Annotated in this window: 27 protein-coding genes; 12 read left to right on the top strand and 15 right to left on the bottom strand. The window is 69.9% G+C overall.

From position 1 onward, the window contains the following. The 4 genes from AAY78_RS07675 to AAY78_RS07660 are packed head-to-tail and all read left to right on the top strand — an operon-like array spanning nucleotide 1 to nucleotide 3409. Nucleotides 1-1590: a PspC domain-containing protein gene (locus AAY78_RS07675; RefSeq protein ID WP_046747752.1), complete on the top strand. Its 1590-nt coding sequence runs from the start codon at nucleotides 1-3 to the stop codon at nucleotides 1588-1590. Continuing rightward, on the top strand, nucleotides 1590-1901 hold the full coding sequence (locus tag AAY78_RS07670) for a hypothetical protein (protein WP_046747751.1): 312 nt from the start codon (nucleotides 1590-1592) through the stop codon (nucleotides 1899-1901). Before AAY78_RS07675 ends, AAY78_RS07670 begins: the two co-directional genes overlap by 1 nt. A gap of 10 nt (nucleotides 1902-1911) precedes the next feature. Continuing rightward, nucleotides 1912-2652: a substrate-binding domain-containing protein gene (locus AAY78_RS07665; protein WP_046747750.1), complete on the top strand. Its 741-nt coding sequence runs from the start codon at nucleotides 1912-1914 to the stop codon at nucleotides 2650-2652. Between the two features lie 40 nt (nucleotides 2653-2692). Beyond that, the gene (locus AAY78_RS07660; RefSeq protein WP_046747749.1) at nucleotides 2693-3409 is read left to right on the top strand and encodes a glutamine amidotransferase-related protein; all 717 of its coding nucleotides are present in this window, start codon (nucleotides 2693-2695) and stop codon (nucleotides 3407-3409) included. Nucleotide 3410: 1 nt separating this feature from the next. Here AAY78_RS07660 and AAY78_RS07655 read toward each other — a convergent pair whose 3' ends face one another. Together AAY78_RS07655 and AAY78_RS07650 are read right to left on the bottom strand one after the other, a co-directional pair. Further along, on the bottom strand, nucleotides 3411-3881 hold the full coding sequence (locus AAY78_RS07655) for a hypothetical protein (protein WP_046747748.1): 471 nt from the start codon (nucleotides 3879-3881) through the stop codon (nucleotides 3411-3413). Beyond that, the gene (locus AAY78_RS07650) at nucleotides 3878-5092 is read right to left on the bottom strand and encodes a cation:proton antiporter (protein WP_046747747.1); all 1215 of its coding nucleotides are present in this window, start codon (nucleotides 5090-5092) and stop codon (nucleotides 3878-3880) included. Before AAY78_RS07650 ends, AAY78_RS07655 begins: the two co-directional genes overlap by 4 nt. Before the next feature lie 116 nt (nucleotides 5093-5208). On the opposite strand from AAY78_RS07650, the gene purU reads away from it, so the two are divergent. Beyond that, nucleotides 5209-6060 carry a formyltetrahydrofolate deformylase gene (gene purU / locus AAY78_RS07645; RefSeq protein WP_046747746.1) on the top strand — a complete coding sequence of 284 codons (852 nt, stop codon included), beginning with the start codon at nucleotides 5209-5211 and terminating at the stop codon, nucleotides 6058-6060. A gap of 136 nt (nucleotides 6061-6196) precedes the next feature. On the opposite strand, the gene AAY78_RS07640 is transcribed toward purU, so the two are convergent. Beyond that, the gene (locus AAY78_RS07640; protein ID WP_046747745.1) at nucleotides 6197-7243 is read right to left on the bottom strand and encodes an NAD(P)H-dependent flavin oxidoreductase; all 1047 of its coding nucleotides are present in this window, start codon (nucleotides 7241-7243) and stop codon (nucleotides 6197-6199) included. 145 nt (nucleotides 7244-7388) lie between these two features. On the opposite strand from AAY78_RS07640, the gene AAY78_RS07635 reads away from it, so the two are divergent. Then, a complete protein-coding gene (locus tag AAY78_RS07635) occupies nucleotides 7389-7661 on the top strand; it encodes a DUF6412 domain-containing protein (RefSeq protein ID WP_046747744.1) in 273 nt (90 codons plus the stop codon). Between the two features lie 66 nt (nucleotides 7662-7727). After that, on the top strand, nucleotides 7728-8507 hold the full coding sequence (locus AAY78_RS07630; protein ID WP_046747743.1) for a YidC/Oxa1 family membrane protein insertase: 780 nt from the start codon (nucleotides 7728-7730) through the stop codon (nucleotides 8505-8507). Here the strand turns inward: AAY78_RS07630 and AAY78_RS07625 are convergent. From AAY78_RS07625 to AAY78_RS07615, 3 genes are all read right to left on the bottom strand, one after another. Beyond that, a complete protein-coding gene (locus tag AAY78_RS07625) occupies nucleotides 8479-9396 on the bottom strand; it encodes an EamA family transporter (RefSeq protein WP_046747742.1) in 918 nt (305 codons plus the stop codon). The two genes, AAY78_RS07630 and AAY78_RS07625, sit on opposite strands and share 29 nt — an antisense overlap. 153 nt (nucleotides 9397-9549) lie before the next feature. Next, nucleotides 9550-10434, bottom strand: coding sequence for an SDR family oxidoreductase (locus AAY78_RS07620; RefSeq protein WP_046747741.1), 885 nt, complete (start codon nucleotides 10432-10434; stop codon nucleotides 9550-9552). 128 nt (nucleotides 10435-10562) lie between these two features. After that, nucleotides 10563-10910 carry a DUF7882 family protein gene (locus AAY78_RS07615; protein WP_046747740.1) on the bottom strand — a complete coding sequence of 116 codons (348 nt, stop codon included), beginning with the start codon at nucleotides 10908-10910 and terminating at the stop codon, nucleotides 10563-10565. A 186-nt stretch (nucleotides 10911-11096) separates the two neighbouring features. On the opposite strand from AAY78_RS07615, the gene AAY78_RS07610 reads away from it, so the two are divergent. Both AAY78_RS07610 and AAY78_RS07605 read left to right on the top strand, forming a co-directional pair. Further along, nucleotides 11097-11576, top strand: a complete 480-nt coding sequence (locus AAY78_RS07610) for a hypothetical protein (RefSeq protein ID WP_046747739.1) — start codon at nucleotides 11097-11099, stop codon at nucleotides 11574-11576. Nucleotides 11577-11601: 25 nt separating this feature from the next. Continuing rightward, a complete protein-coding gene (locus tag AAY78_RS07605) occupies nucleotides 11602-12153 on the top strand; it encodes a CinA family protein (RefSeq protein ID WP_046747738.1) in 552 nt (183 codons plus the stop codon). 69 nt (nucleotides 12154-12222) lie between these two features. Here the strand turns inward: AAY78_RS07605 and AAY78_RS07600 are convergent, their stop codons facing one another. From AAY78_RS07600 to AAY78_RS07575, 6 genes are all read right to left on the bottom strand, one after another. Continuing rightward, nucleotides 12223-13311: an alcohol dehydrogenase catalytic domain-containing protein gene (locus AAY78_RS07600; protein ID WP_052748693.1), complete on the bottom strand. Its 1089-nt coding sequence runs from the start codon at nucleotides 13309-13311 to the stop codon at nucleotides 12223-12225. An 11-nt stretch (nucleotides 13312-13322) separates the two neighbouring features. Continuing rightward, nucleotides 13323-14030 (bottom strand): phosphonatase-like hydrolase, encoded by a 708-nt coding sequence (locus AAY78_RS07595; RefSeq protein WP_046747737.1) that lies wholly within the window; start codon nucleotides 14028-14030, stop codon nucleotides 13323-13325. Further along, nucleotides 14027-15166, bottom strand: coding sequence for a TIGR03364 family FAD-dependent oxidoreductase (locus AAY78_RS07590; protein WP_046747736.1), 1140 nt, complete (start codon nucleotides 15164-15166; stop codon nucleotides 14027-14029). The genes AAY78_RS07595 and AAY78_RS07590 overlap by 4 nt, the downstream gene beginning before the upstream one ends. Beyond that, nucleotides 15163-16917, bottom strand: a complete 1755-nt coding sequence (gene phnE / locus AAY78_RS07585) for a phosphonate ABC transporter, permease protein PhnE (RefSeq protein ID WP_082108612.1) — start codon at nucleotides 16915-16917, stop codon at nucleotides 15163-15165. The genes AAY78_RS07590 and phnE overlap by 4 nt, the downstream gene beginning before the upstream one ends. Then, nucleotides 16914-17744, bottom strand: a complete 831-nt coding sequence (gene phnC / locus AAY78_RS07580) for a phosphonate ABC transporter ATP-binding protein (protein WP_046747735.1) — start codon at nucleotides 17742-17744, stop codon at nucleotides 16914-16916. Before phnC ends, phnE begins: the two co-directional genes overlap by 4 nt. A gap of 107 nt (nucleotides 17745-17851) precedes the next feature. Beyond that, nucleotides 17852-18781 (bottom strand): phosphate/phosphite/phosphonate ABC transporter substrate-binding protein, encoded by a 930-nt coding sequence (locus tag AAY78_RS07575; RefSeq protein ID WP_046747734.1) that lies wholly within the window; start codon nucleotides 18779-18781, stop codon nucleotides 17852-17854. Between the two features lie 169 nt (nucleotides 18782-18950). Between AAY78_RS07575 and AAY78_RS07570 the strand changes: the two genes are divergently transcribed. Beyond that, a complete protein-coding gene (locus AAY78_RS07570) occupies nucleotides 18951-19694 on the top strand; it encodes a GntR family transcriptional regulator (RefSeq protein WP_046747733.1) in 744 nt (247 codons plus the stop codon). 254 nt (nucleotides 19695-19948) lie between these two features. On the opposite strand, the gene AAY78_RS07565 is transcribed toward AAY78_RS07570, so the two are convergent. Further along, complete coding sequence (locus tag AAY78_RS07565) at nucleotides 19949-21091, bottom strand: sensor histidine kinase (RefSeq protein WP_046747732.1); 1143 nt, start codon at nucleotides 21089-21091, stop codon at nucleotides 19949-19951. 227 nt (nucleotides 21092-21318) lie between these two features. On the opposite strand from AAY78_RS07565, the gene AAY78_RS07560 reads away from it, so the two are divergent. Then, nucleotides 21319-21975: a response regulator gene (locus tag AAY78_RS07560; RefSeq protein ID WP_218867291.1), complete on the top strand. Its 657-nt coding sequence runs from the start codon at nucleotides 21319-21321 to the stop codon at nucleotides 21973-21975. 23 nt (nucleotides 21976-21998) lie between these two features. Here AAY78_RS07560 and AAY78_RS07555 read toward each other — a convergent pair whose 3' ends face one another. Beyond that, on the bottom strand, nucleotides 21999-23468 hold the full coding sequence (locus AAY78_RS07555; protein WP_046747730.1) for an HNH endonuclease signature motif containing protein: 1470 nt from the start codon (nucleotides 23466-23468) through the stop codon (nucleotides 21999-22001). Between the two features lie 117 nt (nucleotides 23469-23585). Next, entirely contained in the window at nucleotides 23586-24449 is an 864-nt protein-coding gene (locus AAY78_RS07550) for an EamA family transporter (protein WP_046747729.1), read from the bottom strand. A 267-nt stretch (nucleotides 24450-24716) separates the two neighbouring features. On the opposite strand from AAY78_RS07550, the gene AAY78_RS07545 reads away from it, so the two are divergent. Continuing rightward, a complete protein-coding gene (locus AAY78_RS07545) occupies nucleotides 24717-25997 on the top strand; it encodes a M18 family aminopeptidase (protein WP_046747728.1) in 1281 nt (426 codons plus the stop codon). Nucleotides 25998-26032 lie beyond the last annotated feature (35 nt).

The raw sequence follows: 26032 nt of genomic DNA, 5'->3' as shown, positions 1-26032 counted from the left end.
ATGACGATTCCGACTGCGCCTCCGCCCCCTGCCGATCCAGACGCTCCGGCCGTCGGCGGTCCCGGCACGGGCACCCTGCGCGGCGCCGACCGCTTCCTGCTCTGGGTCGCCGGTCTCGGCGTCGCCCGCTCCGAGGGCTGGCTGGGTGGCGTCGCCGCCGGTATCGCCGCACGCCTGCGGATCGACCCGCTCATCGTGCGAGGGGTGCTGGTGGTGGCCGCGCTCTTCGGACTGCCGGTGATCTTCCTGTACGCCGCCGCGTGGGCGCTGCTGCCCGACATCGATGGACGGGTGCACCTGCGCGACCTGCTGCGTCGCGACTACCAGCCCGTGCAGTGGGGCATCCTGGCGATGGCCGTCATCGGGCTGTTCCCGACCGCTCCGCTCGCTGGCCGCCTGTTCGGGCTCGGTTACGGCGACTGGTCGGCCCTCTCCCTCCTCAGCTGGATCGTCGGGCTCGTGCTCGTCGCCGGCCTGCTCTTCCTGATCGTGCGTGCTGCCAGCCGCACCCCGGGCGCTTCCGCGTCTGATCTGCCGACGGCTTCCGCAGATCAGACGGCCCCGGCCGCGTCCGCCCCCCTCGCCGATTCGGGTACCGCCGAGGGGGCGGACGCCACTCTCTCCGCCGCCGCGGAATCCGACACCGGCGTCGCAGCCGGGCCGATGTCACCGGATCCCGCACTCGGCGCGATCCCGCCGGCACCGCCGGCCCCTCTGCCGCCCGGTTCGCAGGATCCCGCAGCCCTCGAAGCCTGGCGCGCCCAGCATGCCGCGTGGAAGGAACAGGATCAGGCGTGGCGGCGCCAGCAGCAGGACGTCGAGCGCGCCGCCCGCGACCAGCTGCGCCGTGAGCGCCAGGCCGAGGCCGCCGTGTTCGCCGCCGAAGCCGCCGAACGCCGTCGCATCCGCCGGGAGTCGAACCCGCGCGCCGGATTCGCGTTCGTGGCGACGATGGTGGGGCTCGCGATCATCACCGGTGCTGCCGTGGGACTGGCGACCGGCGCAGCCCAGCTCGGCGGAGCTCTCGGCCTCCTCGCCGCAGCCCTGATCCTCGCGCTCGGGATGATCGTCGCCGGGGCGTTCCGTCGGCGCAGCGGTTTCCTGGCCTTCGTGACGGTCATCACCCTCGTCGGCGGACTCGTGGCCGGGGCGTTCTCCACGCTGCAGGGCCTGACCTTCGGATGGGCCTCGATCACCAACAGCCGCGAGCAGCACATCCGTCAGCCGTTCGGCGACCTCTCCGTCACCCTCTATCAGCACGACGGCGCGCCGCGACCGATCGTGATCGAGAAGTCCTCCGGGGGGACGTACATCTATGTCGATCCCGGCGTCGAGCTGCAGCTCCGAGCGACGGTGGACACGGCATCCGTGACCTGGACCCGCGTGGAGGGCGACTCGGGAACGATCGTCGACTCCGGCACGTGGCTCGGCACGCGTGACGGAGACGAGCGCGCGGGAGAGGAGGCGGTGATCGTGCAGAGCATCTCGGCCGACACCGCCTCCCCGACGACCATCCAACCGATCACCCTCGATCAGAACAGCGGTGACATCTCCATCACCGTCGCCGAGCCCGCGAAGGAAGACCAGTGATGAGCGTTCCGTCGATCACCGAGACCACCGCCGTGCCCCGCACCCGCTGGGCGGCCATCATCTGGGGGCTCCTGTTCGCCGCGATCTCGACGACAGCCCTCTGGATGCTGGCAGACGCCGACCGCCGCGATGCAGCCGCCGACGCCCTGCTGGCCCTCACCCCGACGGCCGCCGTCGCGGTCGCGCTCCTGACCGTCGGCGTGCTGCTCCTGGTCGGCGGAGCCGCCGGACTCGTCCGTCGCGCGCAGCGGAAGCTCTCCACCACGAGCCCTGCTGCGCCGACGGAGGTGCCGGGCACTCCCGCCGAGTAGCCTTGACCGCATGGCGAACCAGGGAAGACGCCCCGCGAAGGGCACAGGCCGCGGAACACCGGTACGCCGAAACAAGGCAGCACCCGCGGAGCGGTATCCCCCGCAGAAGCCGAAGAAGCCCACCTCCAAGGTCGTCTTCGATGCCCCGCAGCCCGAACCGGAAGCGCCGCGCACCTTCCGCCTCGGCGCTGTGCCTGGCGCGACCCCCGGCAAGTGGATCGACGCCTGGAAGCAGCGGATGCCGCGTGTGCCGCTCGAGCTCGTGACGATCGACCCGGCCGCCCAGCGCGATGCACTCGACCGCGTCGATGCGGCGCTCCTTCGTCTGCCCCTCACCGACGAGTCGCTGCACATCATCCCCCTGTACGACGAAGTCCCGGTCGTCGTCGCAGCGGTCGATTCGCATCTGATGGCCGCGGAGCAGCTCACCGCGGCCGACCTCGAAGGCGAGGTCGTGATCGCGCTGACCGACGATGTCCTGGGTTCTCCCGTGTTCCCGGGGACTGTCCAGGCGACCTTCGATCCCCTTCCCACCGACGAGGCGATCGCGACGGCGGCATCCGGCGTCGGCATCGTCGTCGTCCCGATGTCTCTCGCGCGTCTGCACCATCGCAAGGACGCCGATCACCGCGTCCTCGCGCACGGACCGACCTCGACCGTCGCGCTGGTGTGGCCGCGGGAGCGCACCACGGCCGACGTCGAGACGTTCGTGGGCATCGTCCGCGGTCGCACGGCGAACTCCTCGCGGTGACCGCGTCTGCTCGGCCACGCGCGCTCGTTAGAATCTCCTGATGGCCTCGCTTCTCTACGTCTGCGTGCGACCCGAGACCGGGGCGGCGGATGCCGAGCATGCGTCCTTCCGTCGGGCGCTGGGCGTCGACGTGGTCGACCGGCTCGATCTGCTGCACGGGGCGTTGCCGATGGAACGCCTGAGGGGATATCGCGGCATCGTCGTCGGGGGCTCGCCGTTCAACGTCTCCGATGCGGTGAAGTCCGCCGAGCAGCTTCGTGTCGAGGCCGACCTCCGCACGCTGGCCGACGCGGCGATGGCCGCCGAGGTCGCGGTGTTCTTCACCTGCTTCAGCATCGGTGTCGTCACCCGCATGCTCGGCGGCGAGGTGGTGACCGACACTCCGGAGCCCGCGAGCGCCACGGTCATCGAGACCACGCAGGCGGGCGCGTCCGATCCGGTGTTCGGACCCAGCGGCTCCGCTCTGACGGTCTTCACGGCCCATAAGGAGAGCGCGGCGGCGACCCCGCCCGGCGCCGTGCTGCTGGCCACGAACGAGGCCTGCCCCGTGCAGGCGTACCGCGTGGGCACGCATCTCTACGCCGCTCAGTTCCACCCAGAGCCCACGCCTCGCGACTTCGCCGACCGGATGACGTTCTACCGCACCACCGGCTACTTCGACCCCGACGAGTTCGACGCCGTGCAGCAGCAGGTTCTCGCAGCCTCGGTCACCGAGGGGGCGGCCCTGCTGCGACGCTTCGCCGAGACCTTCGCCTGAATCAGCTCGACGCCGAGTCGCGGAGCAGCGGTACGCGCTCGCGCAGGTATGCCTCCAACGGCATGAATCCTCCCGCGGTGCTCCAGCGCACGGAGGGCACGCCGTCGACCTGAGCGAGCGGACCGGATGAACCTCCGGCGTCCACGGCGTCGACGTCGACGACGCTCCATCCCACGTGCACGACATCGCCCTCGTCGAAGCCGCCGCGCAGCGCCTCGGCCCTGCGCTCCGCCCGCTCCCTGGCCGACTCGGCCGTGTAGCCGCGACGCCCCGGGTCCGCCGCGCGCAGGACCTCGGCCGTCGCCAGCGCATGTGTCTCGGTCAGCAGCAGCACACCCAGGTGCCACGCCTCACCGACCCTGACGATGCGACGCCCGCGCCAGCGGGAATCGCGCTGTTCACCGAGCCCTTCCTTCGGAGCGCCCTTCAGGTCGTGCACGGCCTGTGTCAGCAGCGCGGATGCGGTGGTCACAGCTCTCCCTGTCGTGTCTTGTCGGCCAGTCGCGGGCCCACGACCTCCGCGCGGTCGCCGCGGAGCGTCATCCCGATCAGGGGATACAGCAGCACGGACAGCATTCCGGCTCCGACGAGCGCCGCAGCCGTGCCGGTGTCGAGCATCTTCTGATCCACACCGATGGCGGTGACAGCCACGATGATCGGCAGGCCCGTCGCGGCGAGCAGTCCGAGGGCCGCGCGGTCGCGCACGCTCATCCCCGCCGGCGCCGAGAGCTGCGCCGCGGATCCGCGGATCACGAGCAGAGCGATCAGGAAGATGGGCACCAGCCCCAACGCCGTCGGCGAAGACAGCAATGCCTGCAGATCGAACGTGACCCCGGTGTAGAGGAAGAAGATCGGCACGAGGAAACCGAAGGCGATCGCCTCGATCTTGCTCTCGACCTCTTCCGCGTCCTTCTTCGGTGCACGCGCCATGATGATGCGCCAGACCGCCCCGGCCACGAAAGCCCCGAGCAGCATGTCGAGATCGAGCATGACGCTCAGCCCGACGAGAGCGGCGATGAGCAGGATCACGAAGCGCACGCCGAACTGATCCGAGGTGTGCAGTGTCGCCCGCACGATGCCGTGCAGCCGCCCGTGCGGGACGCGGTGCGCCAGCAGCACCGCGAGCCCGGCGAGCACCACGAAGGTCAGCAGCACGGCCGTGGCGATCGGCGTGGTCCGCGTGCTGAGGAAGATCGAGATCGCGATCAACGGGAGGAACTCGCCCACCGCGCCGATCGCGCTGATGGCACGACCGAAGGGGGTGTCGAGCTCGCGGGCATCGCGCAGGATCGGCATCAGGGTGCCCAGCGCCGTGGAGCTGAGCGCGATGCCGACCACCACCATCCCCTCTCCCGGCGCGAAGAAGAAGCCCAGACCTATGCCCAGGAGCACGCTGAGCAGCCAGCCCAGAGAGGCGCGTGCGAGCGGCTTGCCCGCCACCATCTTGAAGTCGATCTCGGTTCCGGCGACGAAGAACAGCAGCGCGAGGCCGAAATCGCTGAGCTTCTCCAGCAGCGGTCCCGGTTCGACCCAGCCGAAGACAGCGGGACCGACGAGGATGCCGAGCACGAGCTCGAACACCACGATGGGCACCCGGACCACCGGTCGCACGCCGCGTGCGAGAAGCGGCGCCGCCACGGCGAGCAGCGGGATCAGCACGAGGCCGAGGTCACTCGCATTCATGCTCTCAGGGTAGGTGAGAGCGGTGCAGTGCGCAGGCAGTGCAGCGGGTGATCTTTCGCGATTCGCCCGCTCGGCGCATCCACGGCAGAATCGATGCACACCCTCGAGGAGCCCCCATGTCTCAGCCCGATACCGCCCGCCTGCTCATCGCCTGCGACGACCAGCCCGGCATCGTCGCCGCCGTCGCCGGCGTGCTCGCTCATCACGGCGCGAACATCATCTCGCTCGATCAGCACTCGACCGACTCCGAGGGCGGACGCTTCTTCCAGCGCACGGTCATCCACCTCGACGGTCTGGCAGCGGCGCGCCCGGCACTCGAAGCCGACATCGCGGCCGTCGCCGAGCGCTTCGGCATGGAGTGGTCGCTGCACGACGTGGCCCGCCGCAAGCGCGTCGCGATCTTCGTCTCGAAGTACGATCACTGCCTCATGGAGCTGCTGTGGCGTACGCAGCGCGGACAGCTCGACATCGACATCACCATGGTCGTGTCCAACCACCCCGACCTGGCCGAGGCCGTCCGCTCATTCGGTGTGCCGTTCGTGCACATCCCCTCCGGCGACAAGGCCGCCATGGAGGATCGTCAGCTCGAACTGCTGCGCGGGAACGTCGACCTCGTCGTGCTCGCCCGCTACATGCAGATCCTCTCCGACGACTTCATCACGCGCCTCGAAGCTCCGGTCATCAACATCCACCACTCGTTCCTGCCCGCGTTCATCGGAGCGAACCCGTACGCTCGCGCCAAGGACCGTGGCGTCAAGCTGATCGGCGCGACCGCGCACTACGCGACGGCCGATCTTGACGAGGGACCGATCATCGAACAGGACGTCACGCGCGTCACCCACTCCGAGTCGGCCGCCGAGCTGCAGAGTCGCGGTGCCGACGTCGAGCGCCTCGTGCTCGCCCGCGCCGTGCAGTGGCACGCCGAGGATCGCGTGATCGTGCACGGCAAATCCACCGTGATCCTCTAGCCCGGTCGTTCCCGGGTGGACGCGGGTCAGTCGCGGTCGCTCAGGATATCGACCGCGAGCCCGTGGGAGGCCGCTGACAGGCGTCGGTCATTCGTCCACAGCGCGGAGCAGCCCGCGATCCGGGCCGCAGCGAGGGTCACGGTCTCGCCGGGAGCCCTGCCATCAGCTCGGCGAAGACCTCGGCAGCCGAGCCATGACGCACCAGCGGCGCGCCCTGCCCCATCCACAGCGACTGCAGCGCGCCCAGGTTCTGCTCCCCCGCCGCGGTGCGGAAGCGCCCTGTCAGCCAGTTCTGCATCGGGAACGGCGCGATCGTGCCGCTCGCCTCGATCGCCCGCACCACACGGTTGCGGGCGCCGCGAGCCAGGCGTCCGCTCATCGCACGTGTGAGCACGGTCTCGTCGGCGGCGGTGGATCGGATCGCGTCGCGGTGCGCTTCGTTCGCGGCCGACTCCGCGGTGGCGAGGAACGCCGTCCCCACCTGCACTCCCGCCGCGCCCAGGGCGAACGCCGCCGCCACCCCGCGACGATCGGCGACACCTCCTGCCGCGATCACGGGCACCCCGACCGCGTCGACCATCTGCGGCACCAGCGCGAACGTCCCGACCAGCGACTCCTCCGCTGAACGCAGGAATGCGACCCGATGACCCGCGGCCTCGGCGCCGCTCGCGACCACGGCGTCCACGCCCGCTGCGTCGAGCGCGACGGCCTCAGCCACCGAGGTCGCCGTGCCGACGACGAGGATGCCGCGGCGATGCGCCTCCTCGATCAGGTCGTCCGACGGCACGCCGAACACCACGCTGAGCACGGCGGCCTCGATCTCCCAGACGGCCTCGAGCTGTTCGTCCAGGGTCGGGGCGTACCGCTCCGGCCGCGCGGGGACGTCCACGCCCACGGCTTCGTAGAACGGCTGCAGGGCCTGCGCGAACACGGTGTGCTGCGGGTTCGGCTCGACCTCGTCTCCCATCGGAAGCCAGACGTTCACCGCATAGGGCCGGTCGGTCAGGGCACGCAGCTCGGCCCCGGTCGCACGGATGCGATCGCCGTCGTAACCGTAGAGTCCGAACGACCCCAGTCCACCCGCGTTGCTGACCGCGGCGGTGAGCGCGGTCGAGGAGAGCCCGCCGAACGGGCCGAGAACGATCGGATGCTCGATCCCGAGCAGGGTGCGAAGGTCACTCATGCTTCGACGTTACGCCCGCTGGCGACCCCGAGGCCGCGTTCGAATCGCGCAACTGGTCGTATCCGACGCCCGGAGGGAACCAGTCGCGCGATTCGAACGTCACCCGGACCCCGGTGATACCCTCGTCGCAGGAAGGGGTGCGCACATGAGCGAGTGGTTCGGGCAGATGCTGAGCTTCGTCGCGACCGCGATCGGCCTCGTGTCGATGCCCGACGCAACGGCCCTCGGCCTCGCGATCGCGCTGCTTGCCGTGACCGCCCTCACGCTCGCCATCGTGCTGAGCGTGCACCCCGAGGCCACAGCCGACGCCCCGCATCCGCTGCGGGCCATCGACGTCGGCACCCTCCTCACGCAGAGTGACCCCGATGCCGCCGGGCACCCGCGCCCTCGGGCGCCGGGAGTCGCGACCGCCGCGTAGTCCGTTCGCACGACGGGACAGCGCGGCCTTCGCCGACCCTTCCCGACGCCACGAACGGACACTCTCTTGGACATCTTCGCTTTCCCTCCTCTCGCCGCCCTCCTCGACGCCGCCTACGGCGCCATGACCGGGCTCTCCGACCTCCTCACCCCTCTCGCCGGCGCCGCGGCCGCAGCACTCGCCGTGGTGCTCGTCACCCTGCTGGTGCGGGCGCTGCTCATCCCGGTGGGCATATCCCAGGCCAAGGCCGAACAGACCAGGGCGCGTCTCGCCCCGAAGCTGCGTGAGCTGCAGCGCCGCCACAAGAAGAACCCCGAGCGCCTGCAGAAGGAGACGTTGGCGCTCTACAAGGCCGAGAACACGTCGCCGTTCGCGGGGATGCTCCCGGTGCTGGCGCAGGCCCCCGTCGTCGGCATCCTGTACACGCTGTTCCTCCGTCCCGAGATCGCCGGTCATCCGAACGAACTGCTCGCGCACGACCTGTTCGGCGCCCCGCTGGGGACGAGCCTGGTCTCCGCGCTCTTCGGCGGCACGGCGACGCCCGCCACGTTCCTGGTGTTCGGAGTGCTGCTGGCGGTCATGGTCGCGGTCGCCGAGGTCACCCGCCGCGTGTTCCGTCCCACTCCGGTCGAGGGTGACGACTCCCCGTTGAACTCGCCCACGATGCTGCGCGTCGTCTCGGCGACGCACTACCTCACAGCGGTCTTCGCCGCATTCGTGCCCCTCGCCGCTGCGCTCTACCTCACCGTCACGGTGGTGTGGACGCTCGTCCAGCGCGTCATCCTGCGTCGGCGCTTCCCGCTGCCGACTCCGACGGTCAATCGGGCAGCGGTATCGGCGCGGTGAAGGGACCGGAGGGGCCGCCGTCGCGACGGTCCCTCCGCACGCCGAGCGTGGTGCCGACGCTCGCGGCGATCACGAGAGCGATGGCGAGCATGCGCAACGGCGTCGCATCCTGACCGAGGATGAGCCAGCCGGCGAGGGTGGCGAACGCCGGCTCCAGGCTCAGCAGCACCCCGAAGACGCGCTGCGGAAGCCGCCGCAGCGCCGCGAGCTCGAAGCTGTACGGGATGACCGACGACAGCACCGCGGTGATCGCCGCGAGCAGCAGGAGCTGCGGGTCCATCGCCACGGTCGACACAGCGGGAACGCCGACCGGGACCAGCAGCACGGCCGCGACCACGAGTCCCATCGCCAGGCCGCTGCTGCCGGGGATGAGGGCGCCGACGCGGGCGCTCATCCGGATGTACATGGCCCAGAACCCGGCGGCGATGAGGATGAACACGACCCCGAGCGGATCGAGCGGCTCTGCCCCGATCAGCCCGTCGATGCCGAGGACGACCATGCCCAGCAGGGCGATGCCGACCCAGGCGAAATCTCTGAGCTTCCGGGTGAGCACGGCGGCGAGGACGAGCGGTCCGAGGAACTCGATCGCGACGGCGGGCCCCAGCGGGATGCGATCGATCGCGGCGTAGAAGAAGCCGTTCATCGCCGCCAGCGAGACACCGAAGAGCACGGCGGCAAGCCACTGCGCGCGGGTCCACTTCCCCGGTCGCGGCCGCACGATGACGACGAGCAGCACCGCGGCGATCGCCACGCGCAGCGAGGTCACCCCCCACGGTCCGAGCACCGGGAAGAGCTGGGCCGCGACAGCAGCGCCGAAGGGAAGCGAGAGGCAGGAGCCGATGACGAGCACGACCCCCACGAGGGGACCGGACGCGGTGGGCTTCTGCACCAGACAAGCTTAGGCGGCTGCCCCTGCTTCAGCCCGGCGTCGAGACCCACCGTGCTGTCGAGACCCACCGTCCCTGTCGAGACCCACCGTCGAATGCGCGACGGCGCGTGGGTGTCGACGAAGACGATGGGTCTCGACGGGTGCTCGTAGGGGTCAGAGGTGTTTGCCGCCCGTGACCGCGATGACCGATCCCGAGGTGTAGGAGGACTCGTCCGATGCCAGGTACACATATGCCCCGGCGAGTTCCGCGGGTTGCCCTGCCCGCCCGAGCGGGGTGTCGGCACCGAAGGTCGCCAGGCGCTCGGCGTCCCAGCCCGTGGCGGGGATCAGCGGTGTCCAGATCGGGCCGGGGGCCACGGCGTTCACTCGGATGCCCTTGGGCCCCGCCTCCTCGGCGAGCGCCTTCACGAACGCCACCTGTGCCGCCTTGGTCATGGCGTAGTCGATCAGACCCGGCGAGGGGTTGTAGGCCTGCACCGACGCGGTCACGATGATGCTCGCACCGGGTTCGAGGTCGGGATAGGCCGCACGTGCCGAGAACAGCATTCCGGCCAGGTTCGTGTCGAAGACCCGGCGCATCCGCTCCGTCTCCAGCGACGCGAAACCGTCGATGTCGTGCTGGTAGCCGGCGTTGAGCACGAGCACGTCGAGTCCACCCAGCTCGCTCCGGGTCTTCGCGACGATGTCGGTCGCGAACCCCTCGTCGCGCAGATCGCCCGCGAATCCCACTCCGATCCGGCCGGCCTCGCGGACCAGGGCGAGGGTGTCCTCCGCGTCGTCCTGTTCCTCGGGCATGTGCGCGATGGCGACGTCCGCGCCCTCTCGGGCGAAGGCGATCGCGACGGCGCGGCCGATGCCCGAGTCCCCGCCCGTGATCAGAGCACGGCGTCCTCCCAGGCGACCGTGGCCTGCGTAGGTCTGCTCCCCGTGGTCGGGCTCCGGCCGGGTCCGCTCCGTCAGCCCCGGCTGATCCTGGTGCTGCGCGGGGAAGCCCTCCTCGCGATGCGCGTGCCGGGGGTCGGTGGTGTCGTCTGTCATGGCGATCCTCCTCATCTCGTGGAACGTGTCGTCTCGTGGAACGTGTCGTCGTACGAGCGACTCTCCCCGACGGCCGTGCTTCCGTCAGGGGGGTTGACAGGTCCGCCCTGTGCGAGGGGTCGAGAGGATCAGACGGGCGGGGTCACCGGGACTTCCTCGGTGCCCGGCTCGGTTCCCGATTCCGCGGGCTCGGGAACGAGGTAGAGCCCGCTCGGAGCGTTCGCCGTGAAGGCGAGTGCCTCGATCCACGCGCGGTTGACGGAGGGCTGCCTGCTGCCGAAGTACTTGAAGACCAGCGCGCTGCCGGGCTGGATCCAGACGGTGGTGCGCCCACCGCCCACGCTGGTGTCTTCTCGCCAGCTGAACGGGAAGGGCTCACCGCGACGCAGCTTGGCGGTGATGACGAGCTGCAGATGCGTGAGCGCCCGGTCCTCGATCTCGGTCTTCACGCTGCCTTCATAGACGAACTTTCCCATGCAGTGCTCCTCGGTCGTGGTGGTGGGGACGACGGTTGCGACCCATTGTTCCCCAAACAGCCGACGGCCACACAGTCCCTCGGCGGGTGGATCCGATGCCGGGTCGCCACAGCGAAGTCAACCCCCTCGGCGAGATCTGGAGGGGCGCATAGCCTCATTCCACTCGACCCCGAGGAGGGCACTGCCATGAACGACCGACACATCGATGACCGCCCGGACGAGGGCAACACCCCGGGCACGACGCACGCGTCGTGGGGCGCGGGAAACCCCCGTCTGCGCATCACCAGGGACGACGAGCGCACCGAGTTCGCGCTCGAAGACGATGTCGTCCGCGTCGGCTCGGCCGAGGGCAACGAACTGCGCCTCGCCGACACCGACCCGGTGCACGCCACGATCACGCACGACGACCGCGACGAGTACGTGCTGACCCTGCACGGCGAGGGCGAGACGAACGCGAGCCTCGGCGTGGACGCGACGCACGTGGATGAGAACTCCGAGACCCTGCGCACGGGCGCGCACTTCACGGCGGGTCCGTGGACCCTGGTGTTCGCCCGCGACGAGTTCGCCGATCACGGACGCCCCTACGGCGGCCGCGCGGGCGGAGAGTACTCGGACCAGCCGCTGCAGCCCCCTCGTCCGGACTACGACGAGAGCGAAGAGCGATGACGCTCGAGAAGGGACGCTCCGCACGGTGACCGCTCTCGACGCTCTCGACTCGGACACGCAGAGCCACATCGCACGGTTGAGCGAACTCGCCGCGGAGCGGGAGCTCCGCATCGGAGTGGCCGAGTCGCTGACCTCGGGCATGCTCGCGGAGACGATCGGTGCCGGCGACGGTGCCTCCGGCTGGTTCGCCGGGGGCATCGTGGCCTACTCCACCGACGTCAAGGAGCGCGTGCTGGGACTGACGCCGGGAACGGATCCGTGCTCTGCCGCCTGCGCGGAGCAGCTCGCCGCCGGTGCACGGACCCTGTTCGATGTCGACCTTGCGGTCTCGACCACCGGTGTGGGCGGCCCGGAACCCCAGGGCGGGCACGCGGCGGGAACCGTCTATCTGGGCTGGGCCACGGCCGATGGCGACGTGGGCCACCGTCGACTGGCACTGGTCGGCGACCCGGAAGAGGTGCTCGCGTCGACCGTCGGTGCGGCCGTCGGCCTGCTGGCGTTCCACGCCGAGGGGCTGCGACCGCTGGGTCCGCGGCGCGGTCAGGAGAACGACGGCGAAGACCGTCGTCCGCGCTGACCACGGCATCGCCACGAGTCGCGCATCGTCACAGGCCGCAGCACCCCCGCCGGCGCGTTGGCCGCAGCTTCACTGGCCGGGTAGGAGCCCGATCCGCAGCGGCGCCTGTGGGGTGGTCGCCTCGCGCAGCGCCGCATCGATCTCGGAGAGCGGCCGCACCGCGCCAACGGCATCGGCGAAGGGATAGGCCCTCCCCCGGCCCGCGAGGAACGCCACCGCTTCAGCCAGCTCTGCGCCCGTGTAGTTGTGGATGCCCGCGACGGTGACGAGCCGGCGCACGATGCTCTCGGCGTCGAACGGAACCGGGTCAGCGGGGAACACGCTCCCGACCAGCACGACCGTCCCCCCGACCGCCACGCCGGCGAGTGCTTCCTGCACGGCATGCCCCGACGCCTCGATCACGACATCAGGATCCCGGTCGAGACGCGTCGCTCCGAACCGTGCGGCCAGACCCTGCCTGTCGACGTTCGGGTCCCGCACCTCCACGGTCGCCCCCTGTTCGGCGGCGATGGCTGCGGCGGACAGCCCCACGAGACCCGCGCCGTGGATCCGCACGGAGGCCCCGTCGAGGTCGTGGTCCTTCGCCGCTCGAGCGACCGCCGCCCACGCGGTGGCCGTGGCGCACGAGGCGGGCGCGAGCACCGCGGCGGGGAGCGCCTCGGGCACCCTGACGATGGCCGTCCCCTCCCTCAGCTGCACGTGACTCGCGAACGCTCCGGTGAGGTCGCCGTGCGCGCCGACGCGATCGTGCCCGTACTTCCCCAGATCACGGCATTTCTGCGGCAGCCCCCGCAGGCAGCGATCGCAGCTCGCGCAGGATACGGTCACCGACCACACCACCCGATCGCCGATCCGCAGCGGAGTGCCGTCCACGGTGCGCGCGCCGGCGTCGCCGATGGCGATCACCCGTCCGACGCTCTCGTGTCCGAGCACCAGGGGCGTCGGAGCGGATCGTCGTCCCCGCACCGTGTGCACGTCGGATCCGCAGATCGTCGACATCTCGACCGCCACGAGCGCGTCCCCGTCCGCGAGAGCCACTCCCGGTACCGCGATCGTCTCGTGCGGGTGGCCTTCGCCGACCCAGACCATCGCGGTGGCCGCCGGGCGCAGCGCGACGTCTCGGCGGTGGCCGGGCGGACGGATCAGCAGCGTTCCCATGGCGCGATCCCTCAGGAGGTGGCGACGAGCGGCAGCAGCTCGCGCTGGACGAGCACATCCCGCAACGCGCTCACATCGCTCAGCACGGCATCGGCTCCGGCGGCGCTCAGCGCCGGACGATCGTGGGCGCCGGTGAGCACGCCCGCGACGAATCCGGCGCCGGCTCGACGACCCGACTCGACATCGCTGACGGTGTCGCCGACGACCGCGATCGACTGGACGGATGACGCCTGCGTGCGCAGCAGGGCCGCCAGCACGAGGTCGGGCGCCGGGCGTCCGCGTCCGGCGTCGATCGGCGACAGCGCGAGGTCGACGAGGTCTCGCCAGCCGAGTCCGTCGATCAGGGCGTCTCGGGTCACCGGGGCGAAGCCGGTGGTGAGCACGACCTTCAGCCCGGCGTCCTTCAATCCCTGGATCGCATCGGCGGCACCGGGGATCTCGGAGACGCCCTGCTCGGCGACGATCTCGGCGTACGCGCCCTCGAACGCGGCAGTGGCACGTGCCGCGGCCTCTGCGTCGCCGCCGGAGAGGTGCGTGAAGACGTCGATCTTCGACTGCCCCATGGTCACGCGCACGTAGTCGAGCGCCTCGTCCCACGGCATCCGGTCGGCGACGCCGGTGCGCTCGGCGGCGCGCTGGAAGGCCTGCTCCACGACGCCGTCGTCGAGCACCGTGGTCCCCGCCATGTCGAGGACGGCGAGTTCGAGAGGAGTGGTCATGATGTTCCTTCCATTGCTGCCGTCCACCCGAAGGCGGCGGCGAGGTTCTCTTCGGCGAGTCCGAGGCCCGTGGTCATCCCGATGCCGGTCGTCGCGGCGAGCACCAGCACACCGTCGTCGCCCCGGTCGATCAGGAACTCCTGCGGGCCCTTCGCGTACACGCCCTGCCAGCGCTCGATCACCCGCGGTGCGGGTGCGTCGAACAGCGCCTCGGCCTCGTCGAGGAACGCGGTGAATGCGGCCTCGGGCTGGAACGGCGCCGGGGAGAGCGCCGTGGCGTGCGAGTCCCCGATGATGAGCGTGCCGTCGGGGAGCTGCGTGTACATCTGGTTGAGGTCGATCGCTGCGAGATCGGGCCGCTCGGTGTGCAGACGGTCGCGCACCGCACGGGCCTCCGGTCCGTCCGCGAAGCGGCCGTAGCGCACGAGCGACCAGCCGGTGAGCAGGGGGGCCGCGAGTGGACGCGGGAACGACACGGCCGCCCGCATCATGTCGAGCGCGCACCGCACGACCCCGTGCCTTTCGGCGACCTCCGGGAGCAGCTGGTCGATGTCGTGATTCACGGCGACGACGACGCTCCCGCAGGCGATCGGCCCCCGAGTCGTGTCCACCCGCCCGGCCCCCACAGCGGTGACCGCGGTGCGGAAGCGGAATTCGACACCGAGGGCGACCAGGTGGCGCACGATCGCGTCCGCCGCGGTGCGCGGATCCGTCTGCAGGTCGGTCTCGATGTGCGCGCCGCCGACGAGTCCCTCGGCGCGGAGCGGGGCCGACCGCAGGAGTTCCGAGGCTTCGAGCATGCGGATGCCTCCCTCACGGGATGCCGCCTCCAGCACGGCGAGCTCGTCGTCGTGTCTGGCGGCGACCAGCGTGCCCGACTCTCGCAGCCAGAATCCCGCATCCCGCGAGAGGCGCAGCCACAGGTCGCGCGAGAGATCGGCGTAGCGCCGCGCCTCGCCACCCTGCGCGCCGATGCAGAGGTGTCCGAAGTTGCGGATCGTCGCACCGACCGGCCCATCCGTGCGGTCGACGACGATCGCCCGCAGCCCACGCCGGACCGCCGCGTACGCCGCACCGAGGCCGACGATGCCGGAGCCGACGACGACCACATCCGCCGTGTCGAGAGCGCGATTCATCGGAACACCTTCCGCATCCACATGGCGAGACCTTCGACCACGAGCACCGTGGCGAGGATCATCAGCACGATGGCCGTCACGGTCTCGTAGCGGGACCCCTGGCTGGCGTTGAGCAGGTAGTAGCCGACCCCGCCACCGCCGACGATGCCGAGAATCGTCGCCGCACGGATGTTCGTGTCGAGCATGTAGAAGCTGTGCCCGATGAGCGCCTGCATGCCCTGCGGCACGGTCGCCGAGGTGTAGGTCTGCAGACGTGTCGCGCCGACCGCCCGCAGCGCGCGCTCCGGTCCGCGGTCCACCTCTTCGAACGAGTCGGCGATGAGCTTGCCGAGCAGTCCGATGCCGCCGATCGCGAGCGCGATGACGCCGGCCTGCGCCCCGAGACCCGTGATGACCACGAGCACGATCGCGAGGATCAGCTCCGGGATGCCGCGGATGCCCACGAGCAGGAGCCGTGCGGTCCCCCGAGCTCCCGAGCTCGGAGCGACGTTGCGGGCCGCGAGCGAGCCGAGCAGCAGCGACGGGAGCAGGGTGAGCACGGTCGCGGCGAGAGCGATCGCGACGGTCTCGCGCATGGCCTGGAACATGGCACTCGCGTCGTAGTTGCCGAACGAGGGCGGCCAGAACTTCGCCGCGACCTCTGGCAGCTTGGCCCAGAATGTGATGAGGTCCATCCAGTTGATCTGGCTGACCAGCACGCTTCCGATCACCACGAGCACGGCGACGACGCCGGCGATGGTGTGCCGGATGCGCTGCGCGGTCCAGGGGCGACGCACGGCGGTCTCCGGGCTGGCCGCCCAGGCGGGGCGCTCGACCTGGGTGGATGCGTGCGCACCGAGGCGCGGATGCAGGATCCGGTCGATCCAGGAGCGGGTGTGCTTCTGTTCGCCGAGCATCGCTCCGCGGACCATGCTCGAGACGATCTCCATCGCGACGCACAGGATGAAGATCACCAGTGCGATGCCGAGGCCCTTGCCGTAATTGAGCGACTTGAACGCGTAGGACATCTCGAGGCCGAGGCCGGCGACGCCGACGTAGCCGAGCACGACACTGCCGCGCAGGTTGATGTCGTTGCGGTGCAGCACGGTGGCCACCCAGCTGGGCAGTACCTGCGGCAGGATGCCCGACGTGAACTCCTGCATCTTCGACCCGCCCGCTGCGCGGATGGCGAGACGCGGTCCTTCGTCGATCTGCTCGATCGCATCGGCGAACATCTTCGAGATCATGCCGATCGAGTGGATGCCGATGGCGAGGATGCCGGGAAGCGTGCCGAGAGAGAACATCAGCACGAACGCCATCGCGAGGACGACGTCGGGCAGGGCGCGGGTGAGGACGCCGATGAAGCGCGCGGCCGCGCGCCACCCGTTGCCTGGCGTGGTGTTGGCGGCGGCGAGGTACGCGATCGGCACCGAGAGCACGGCGGCGAGCAGCGTGCCCACGAGCACGAGGCCCACCGTGAGGGCGATCAGCCAGGCGAGGTCTGCGGGGGCCGGGAAGGTGAGGCCGCCGACGCGGGCCATGAAGTTCTCGGCGTTGCCCCGGCTCTGCACCATCGCCGGGATCGAGATGTCGACGTCGCGGACGGCGAGGATGCCGAGCACCACGAGCGCGACCAGGGTGAGCGATGCCGCGATCCGCTCGGGCGAGATCGGGCGCTTCGGAGCGCGCTCGGCGACCGTCTGCCCGCCGCCCCGAGGCACCGGCCCACCGCCGCGTGTGGCTGCATCCGTCGCGGAGTCGAGGGCCGTCATGATGCGGCCACCTGCGCAGCCGCCTCCACGAGCTCCTCGGCCACGGCACGGATCTCGGCGGTCGTGGTGGCGACGCGCCCGTAGATCTCCATGACCTCGGACTTGGTGAGGTCACCGGTCGGGGTGTCGAGCACCACTTCGCCGTGGCGCAGACCCACGATGCGGTCGGCCCAGGAGATCGCGAGGTCGACCTGATGCAGGCTGCACACGACCGTGAGTCCCTCGTCGGCGGCGATCTCGCGGATCAGGGCCATGACCTGTTCGCTCGACTCAGGGTCGAGTGAGGCGACCGGCTCGTCGGCCAACAGGATCGCCGGCTTCTGCATGAGTGCCCTGGCTATGGCCACGCGCTGCTGCTGTCCGCCGGAGAGGGTGTCGCTGCGCTGGTAGGCGCGATCGAGGAGGCCGACGCGGTCGAGGTGTTCGAGGGCGGTGAGCTTCGAGGCCCGCGAGTATCCCCAGAGGCCGAGGCGCGGGCCGCGCACGCCCGACAGCGATCCGGTGAGCACGTTCTCGAGCACGGTGAGAGAGGGAACCAGCTCGAACTGCTGGAAGATGAACCCCACACGGCTGCGGAGGTCGCGCAGTGCCCTTCCCTTCAGCGACGGGACCTGGGCGCCCAGCACCTCAACGGAGCCCGCGGTGGGGATCTCGAGGCCGTCGAGGTGACGCAGCAGAGTCGACTTGCCCGAGCCGGAGAGGCCGAGGAGCACGACGATCTCTCCGCGGGACACCTCGAGCGAGGCATCCTTCAGCGCGGTGGTCGTCCCGAAGGTCTTCGTCACGCCGTCGAGGCGGATGAGGGCGTCGGATGCCGAGGCGGTCATGTCGTAGCTCCTGTGTTGTCGTGAGTCGTGCGGTGGTGCCCTCCGTCTCGTCCGGGTGAGGCGGACGAGACGGAGGGCGCCGGGTGAGGCGAAAGGTCAGGCCGGGCTCAGCCCTGGCACTGCTCCGCTTCGGTCTCCTTGCAGATGTCGCGGATCAGGTCGTAGTACGCGTCGTCGACCGGCTTCGTGGCGTAGAAGACGCTGCGGAAGGCGTCGGTGTCCGCACCGTCGATGCCGGCGGCGATGATGTCGTCGATCGTGATCTCGGAGAGGCCGTCGATGAGCTTCTTCGAGACGTCGTCGGGAAGCGTCGACGAGTAGACCAGCGGCGCGCCGGGAACCATCGTCTCGTCGACGACCTTCACCTTGTCCGACTTCTCGACCTCGGAGTCCTCGGCGAAGCCCGCCTCGCACTCCACGCCCTCGCCGACCTTGGTGACGCTCACATCGTGCTTGCCCGCGAAGACCGGCGTGATGTCGGTCTTGGGGTCGATGCCGGCCTTGAGCAGGTTGTACGACGGGAACAGGTAGCCCGAGGTGGAGGACGGGTCGACGAAGCAGACCTTCTTGCCCTTGAAGTCATCGATGCTCTTGATGTCGCTGCCGGCCGGGACGATGGCCTGCGAGAAGTAACCGGGCTCCTGGCCTTCTTCGGTCACGATCGAGGAGATCGGGGTGAGCTTGGCGCCGTTGTTGGTGGCGGTGACGTAGGTGAAGCCGGAGAACGATGCGACGTCGACCTTGCCGGCGACCGCGGCCTCGATGAGCGCGGCGTAGTCGGTCGACTCGTGGTACTCGACCGTCTTGCCGGTGATCTCGGCGATGTAGTCCATGAGCGGCTGGTAGTTGGTCTCGGTGTCGACGGAGTCGGGCACGACACCGAAGACCAGGGTGTTCTCGTCGACCGCGAATCCGCTGGCGGAAGACGACTCGTCGGCGCCGGGAGTGCCGGCGGCATCTGCCGAGCCGGAACAGGCGGCGAGGCCGAGGGCGAGGAGCGCGACGCCGGCGAGGGCGGGGAGAGCGCGAAGCTTCATGAGGACCTTTCAGGGTGTGAGGGGTGATCCACGGAAGACTCTGGCAGGTGATGAGCGCAGATATGTACCTAACTCGGAAGAGTTCAGGCCGCGTTTACCGGGGATTCGCCTGAGTGAACACTCCTGGAACGAGGCAACGCCGCTCGGACTGACCAAGTAATGTACCTATGTGGCTGAAGCTGTGTACACCCAGATCGCCGACGACCTGCGCGCCCAGATCGCCGCGGGTGCCCTGCGCCCCGGGGATGACGTACCCACCGAAGCGGAGCTCGCGGAGAGATGGCACACGTCGCGTGGGCCGATCCGCAACGCCCTGGCCGCGCTCCGCGGCGAAGGCCTGATCGAGACCAGTCGCGGTCGGCCGGCGCGGGTCGTCGCCAGGAAGGCGAGCCAGGCGGTCGACATGTCGGTGCCGTTCACTCGCTGGGCCCGCGAGCTGGGCGTCACGCCGGGGGCCGAGACGCAGGAGCTGAGCCTGAGACGCGCCGGAGAGCTCGGAGCGGCACTCGGCGTCGACGCCGGGGACACGATCGTGAGCGTGGTCAGGCTGCGTCTGCTCGACGGGCGCCCCACCATGCTGGAGCGGCTCAACTACACCGAGGTCGCGGGCCGGAGGCTGTTCGAGGTGGATCTGGACGAGGTGTCGATCACGGAGTACCTCTCGTCGGTCGGGCACCCCATCGTCACTCTCCAGCACGTGATCGACGCCGTGGCCGCTGACGACCAGGACGCGGAGTTGCTGCGCGTGCCGCGCGGGACGCCCATCCTGCGTCTCACCCGCACCTCGCGTGACGCGGAGGGGCGGATCTTCGAGGCCTCGGAGGACCGGTACCTGAGCGAGGTCGTGCGGTTCACCGTCGCCGCATCGGGGATCTCCACCGATGGCCACTACATGCGCGCAGTGGGCGGGTAGTCGCGCGGTACGGAGCGTCGCGCGGAAGGCCGGGAAGACAGCCGTTAACGCAGAAGGCGATCGCGAGCGCGCAAAGTGTTTCAGAAGCCAGAAAGACCGCGCTCGCGATCGCAGCGCTGGGGACGCTTTATCTGGGGAACCCTCAGAATATGGCGGACTGCAACTCGTTCCACAGTGTCGAACGTCGAGACCTCGCTAGACCTTCGTCTAGGTTCTCGCGGAGCGTGGAGAGGGTGCTCACACACTCTAGGGCATCAGACGACCGGAAGTCGGGCCGACACGACCCAGAACCCGTCGACTTCGCCGGCGCTGAACTCGCCACTCGCTCCCATCACGCGCTCCGCCATCCGGCCGAGTCCTGTTCGACTCGACGAGAGTTCACGGCGCGGCGTCGTGGGGAGGGGGCTGCGCAGCGTGAGGTGCGCGACATCGTCGTCCACGGCGAGGTCGATCAGCACCTCGCCGGGGCCTGCGTATTTGAGGATGTTGGTGGCGGACTCGCGCACGATGCGCGCGAGGACGATCTCGACGGCCCGCGGGATGCGCTCGTCGCTGGGATCGCCCACGCGGGCCACGGAGTGGCCCGCCGCTTCGAACTCGCTCTGCGCCTCGTCGACAGCCGCCGCGAGGTCGCCCGTCTGCACGCTCGACGACTGCGGACCGTCGTCGGCGAGCTCGATCACGAAACGGAGATCGGTCATGGCCTTGCGAGCGGCGACGCGGATCGCCTCTCGAGAGTCGGTGCTCATCTCGGGGTCTTCGAGCATCTGCACGTGCAGCGACACCACCGTGAGGTGGTGCGCGATGCTGTCGTGCAGCTCCCCGGCGATCCAACGTCGCTCGGCGAGCACTGCCTGTCGTTCTTGTTCAGCCCGCTCTTCGAGTTCGCGCTCGAGGCGACTGCCACGGGCGAAGGCCAACCGAAGGGCGAACCCGACAGCTCCGGCCACCGTGGCGAAGATGAGGAAGAGACCGACGTTCACACCCGAGTCAGCAACGCCGTTGGCGACGAGAGCCGCAGCGATGAGGAACGTACCGGTGTACGACAGGATCAGGGATGTCCATCCCAGCCTCATGACGAGTCCAGCCGCGACAGCGGCGGCGGTCAGAACCTGGGACTCCGTTCCCACGAGAAATGATGCCGCGAACACGACGCCGAGGGCGCATGTCGCGATGAGCGGGTTCCAGAGATAGAGAGCGAACGCTGCCGTACATGCGACGCTCACCAGAAGGGCTACCGGGTTGACCCCCGGTGTGGTGAAGAAACCTATGACGTCCGTGGCGATGGTGATGGAGACGATGACCAGGACGACGATCCGCTCTATCGCGCTGAGCTTCTCGCCTCGACCCAACCGGAACGAATCAGTAGATCGCCGGGGTGACTGGTCGAAGGCCATGGTTCACTATCTCCTATTCGCCAGGTACGCTAGCGGACGAGACCAAAAAACTTGCCAACCTGCTGCCAGAAAGTCATTACCTTCACCTCCATTATGTAGTCGTTCGTCGATGTCTGTATTCATCTTCTCGGCGACAGGAGTGGCGCACATCTGTCTCAGGTCCAGACCTTTTTGGCCAAAGGTCTACATGACGTCCATCAGGTGCCCGCGCCGTTAGGCTTCCCCCTATGCAGGAAATCCGTGTCGTGATCGTCGATGACGATCCCCTCGTCCGTTCGGCGTTGTCGCACTTCGTTTCGCGCGACCCGGAGATCAGCGTGATCGCGCAGGCAGAGGACGGTCTCGAGGCGATCTCCACTGTCGAGCGCGAACAGCCCGACGTCGTGATGATGGACGTGCAGATGCCTGAGATGGACGGCATCGAGGCGACGGGTGTCATCGCCGAGCGATGGCCGCACGTGCGCGTGCTCGCTGTCACCACGCTCGACGGCAGCGACACGGTGCTCCCCATGCTGAGCGCCGGCGCTTCCGGCTATCTGCTCAAGGACTCCAGCGCGGAGGACATCGTCACCGGTGTGCGCGAGGTGCACAGCGGGGCCAGCTCGCTGTCGCCGCGGATCGCTTCGATGCTGATCAAGCACGTCCGCGATTCGACCCCGGTCGCCGCCGACGCCGCCGCGCTCGAACCGCTCACCGAGCGCGAGGTCGAGGTGCTGAACTGCCTCGCGCAGGGGATGTCGAACGCAGAGATCGCGAAGGCGCTCATCGTCTCCGAGGGGACGGTGAAGGCACACCTCGGGCGCATGATGTCGAAGTGGCACCTGCGCGACCGCGTGCAGATCCTCGTGACGGCCGCACACGCCGGACTCGTCAGCTTCCGCTGATCACCCACCGCGTTTCAGCGCTATCACGCAACTGCGGTCTCGCGCTGCCGCGGAACACGCCAGCGACGCTCGGGATCCCACCATGCCGGGCCCCGGACCTGCGGGGTACCTCCCGCCATCCGGATCTCCCACCCCGATCGGTCCAGCGAACGGTGATGCCACCAGCACAGGGGCACGCCGTTGTCCGTATCGGTCGGTCCTCCCCTGGCGTGCTCGACGACGTGGTGGATCTCGCACCATGACGCCGGCACATGGCACCCGGGGATCAGACACTCTCCATCGCGAGCGATGAGCGCGCGCCGCTGGTGGACCGTGAACACCCGATCAGTGACGGTCGTGCCGACGATCCGGCCGTGGTCGAACAGCACCCGCTGAATGGCGCCCGTGCACGCGGCCTGGGTCGCGACTCCGATCGGCACCGGCGACTGCGAGCCGGCTACGGTCGCCCACCCGGTGCCCGAGACGAGGTCGTCCGCGTCGGCGTGCACCACGAGCGTCGGGGACGCTCCGGCGAGTCGAGGCATGTCTTCGTGACGCGCGGCGATCGCCAGTGCTGCCGCCACGGCGTCGTGCCGCTTCTGCGCGGCGGTGCGCTGTTCGATCACGTTGCGCGGGTCGGAGTTCGACGGATCGGCCCCGGCGACGTCTGCGCCGGACTCGACTCCAGCGCCCGATCGCTCACTCTCCGACCGGAAGATCACGCCCGGCTCTGGCGGGCCATCGGTCTTCGGATTGCCCGGTGTCTTCGGGTTGCCCCGTGTCTTCGGATTGTTCTGAGCGTCGATGATGAGCTGCAGCTGCGCGGCCACGTCGGGAAGGAGGTTGCCCCGGAGCGGATGCACCCCGTTGCGCAGGCGCCCGATGGGGAGGAATCTCCGATTCCGCGCCTTCGCGTCCGTCGGCTCGGCACCATCCGGATCGAGCAGCTGCGCGAGCGGCATCGCGTACTGCCGGAGGTCGTCAGGGGTGGCGGGCGGCCCTCCACCTTCGGCGCCCCCGTCCGCCTCAGGGAGTCCGCGTGCCAGATCGGCCAGCGCGGCGTCGGCCGAGATCCGATCCTCCGCCCCGATCCGATCGCCCGCCTGCAGGATCGGCCCGGACGCCGCGAGTACACCGGCCACCCCGATCACGCCGTCGAGCATCGCCTCGCGGATCGCGGGGAAGCGCGCCGGGAGCCGCTCCCCCGTCGTCAGCGCCATCTCGCGCCGAACCGGCTCGGTCGCCTTCACCACCCGAGACGCTCCGGGTGCATCCACCCGCAGCACCCGCTGCAGGAGCTCGTTCATCGATCGGCATCCGGTCGCCTCGGCGAAGCGGGGCTCGGCGGAGGCGACCGTCTCCACGACGACGGCCTCCACGCGACGAAGCGCCTCGCCCGCGCCGCGGAGCACATCCAGTCGCGCGGCATCGTCGAGTCCGGCGAGCTGTGCGGCGGACAGCACGGCGTCGAGGTCGGCGACGACCCGATCCAGAGCTTCCGCGAGGGGGTTCATACGTCCATCCCACACCCCACCACCGACATTGCAGGGTCGGAACAGTCCTGTTCAGAGGTACTTTCCTGGCATTCCGGAATACGCTCGACACCACCCGTCGATCCCGCGCTCAACGGCTCACACGGCGAGGAGGACGATCCCGGTCACCACGACGAGGGATGCCGCGATCCGCCAGCCCCCGCGCGACTCCCGCAGCACGAACACCCCGAACAGACTCACCAGCACCACGCTGACCTCGCGGAGGGGCGCCACCAGCGCCACCGGGGCGATCTGGATCGCGGTCAGCACCAGGATGTACGACAGCGGTGACAGGGCACCGAACGCGAGGATGCGGCGCCACTGCGTGCGCCAGAGCGCCCAGACCGCGTCCCAGCGCCGACGCACCGCGATCGAGTAGAACGGCACCTGCAACAGCGTCGTGCCCACCATGAAGGCGACCGGCGAGAGGTTCCACGTGCGCACCGCGTGCGCATCCCAGATCGTGTAGACGGCGATCGCGACACCGGTGAGCATGCCGAAGACGATGCCGGGATCCATCCGCCGGGTGCCGGATCCCCTGCCCCGGTCGACGAGTCCGATGGCGACGACGCCCGCGATCACGGCCGCCACCCCGATCAGCGCGCGCACCGACGGGCGCTCGCCCAGCAGCAGCACGGCCACGATCACCGAGAGGAAGGGCCCGGTGCCGCGGGCCGTCGCGTACACCGTGGAGAGGTTGCCCTCGCGATAGCCGCGCTGGAGCACCGCCATGTAGCCGACGTGGAGCACCGACGAGACGACGACACCGAGGGCGAACGACCACAGATCGTCGGCGCCGAGACCTCCCGTGAACGGCACCGCGCCGATCCAGACCACGGTGCTGGCGACGGCGCCCCACCACAGGAACGGCGCGCCCGCTCTGCTGATGCCGTGCGCGATGATGTTCCACGCCGCGTGGGCGATGGCCGCACCGAAGACGAGGACGAAGGCGAGAGGAGACACAACAGACCCTTCCGTCCGGCGCACGGCGCGACGAACAGGGTCCTCCGGGCTTTTGTCCTGTCAGATGACGGCTCTCCTGCGGAGGAGAGCCGTGGCGCCGCTCGGACCAGACGGGCGCGAACCCCGGAACCCTAGGCGCTATCGGGACCACCCTAACCCGCCGGGATGAACGGCCGGGAAACAGCGCGGGCGCGGGACGCCGTCGTGGAGGACGCACGGAGACCCCGACTACGCTCGAAGGACCGCGCTCTCCAGGAAGGTCACGACATGCCCGTCACCCCCGCCGCTCTCGCCCACGCCGAGGACCTCGCCGATTTCGTCGCCGCCTCCCCGTCGAGCTACCACGCGGCGGCGGAGGTCGCCCGACGGCTCGAGGCTGCGGGCTTCCACCGGCTGCACGAGGAGGACGCCTGGCCGACGACCGGTGGACGCTTCGTCGTCGTGCGCGACGGGGCGGCGATCGCCTGGGTCGTCCCCGAGGATGCTGCGGCCACGACGCCCGTGCAGATCTTCGGCGCGCACACCGACTCCCCGGGCTTCAAGCTCAAGCCGCAGCCGACGACCGGCTCGCGGGGCTGGCTGCAGGCCGCCGTCGAAGTGTACGGCGGACCGCTGCTGAACTCGTGGCTCGACCGCGAGCTGCGCCTCGCCGGGCGACTGGCACTGGCCGACGGCCGTGTCGTGCTGGCGGACACCGGAGCTCTGCTGCGTCTGCCGCAGCTGGCGATCCACCTCGACCGCGGTGTGAACAACGGCCTCGCCCTCGACAAGCAGACCGAGACGCAACCGGTGTGGGGGCTCGGCGACCCGACCGAGGCCGACATCCTCGCCGAGCTCGCCTCCTCCGCCGGCGCCTCGGCCTCCGACGTCCGCGGCTACGACGTGGTGATCGCCGACTCCGCCCGCGGTGCGGTGTTCGGCAAGGACAACGCGTTCTTCGCGTCGGGACGCCTCGACGACCTCGCCTCGGTGCACGCCGGCGTGGTGGCCCTCGAGGCGCACGCCCCCGCAGCCGGAGCACCCATCGCGGTGCTCGCCGCCTTCGACCACGAGGAACTGGGTTCGGAGTCGCGCTCCGGCGCGGCGGGCCCCTTCCTCGAAGACGTGCTCGAACGCGTGTACGCCGGCCTCGGCGCCGACGGATCCGCACGCCGCCAGGCCTACGCGTCGTCGTGGTGCCTGTCGAGCGATGTCGGACACTCGGTGCACCCGAACTACGCCGCCAAGCACGACCCCGTGGTGCAGCCGGTGCTCGGATCGGGACCGATCCTGAAGATCAACGCCAACCAGCGCTACGCCACGGATGCGGTCGGCACGGCATCGTGGCGTTCCTGGTGCGAGCGCGCCGGGGTCACGACGCAGGAGTTCGTATCCAACAACAACGTGCCGTGCGGTTCGACCATCGGCCCGATCACGGCGACCAGGCTCGGCATCCGTACGGTCGACGTGGGCATCCCCATCCTGTCCATGCACTCCGCGCGAGAGCTCGCAGGGGTCTCGGACCTGCACGATCTGACCCGCACAGCGCAGTCCTTCTTCGCCGGCTAGGCCCCCGCCGGCTGCACACCGCGGCGGGGCCGCCG

It is taken from the genome of Microbacterium sp. Ag1, assembly GCF_001005635.1.
GTDB lineage: Bacteria > Actinomycetota > Actinomycetes > Actinomycetales > Microbacteriaceae > Microbacterium > Microbacterium oxydans.
This window is presented reverse-complemented; position numbering and strand designations above follow the sequence as displayed.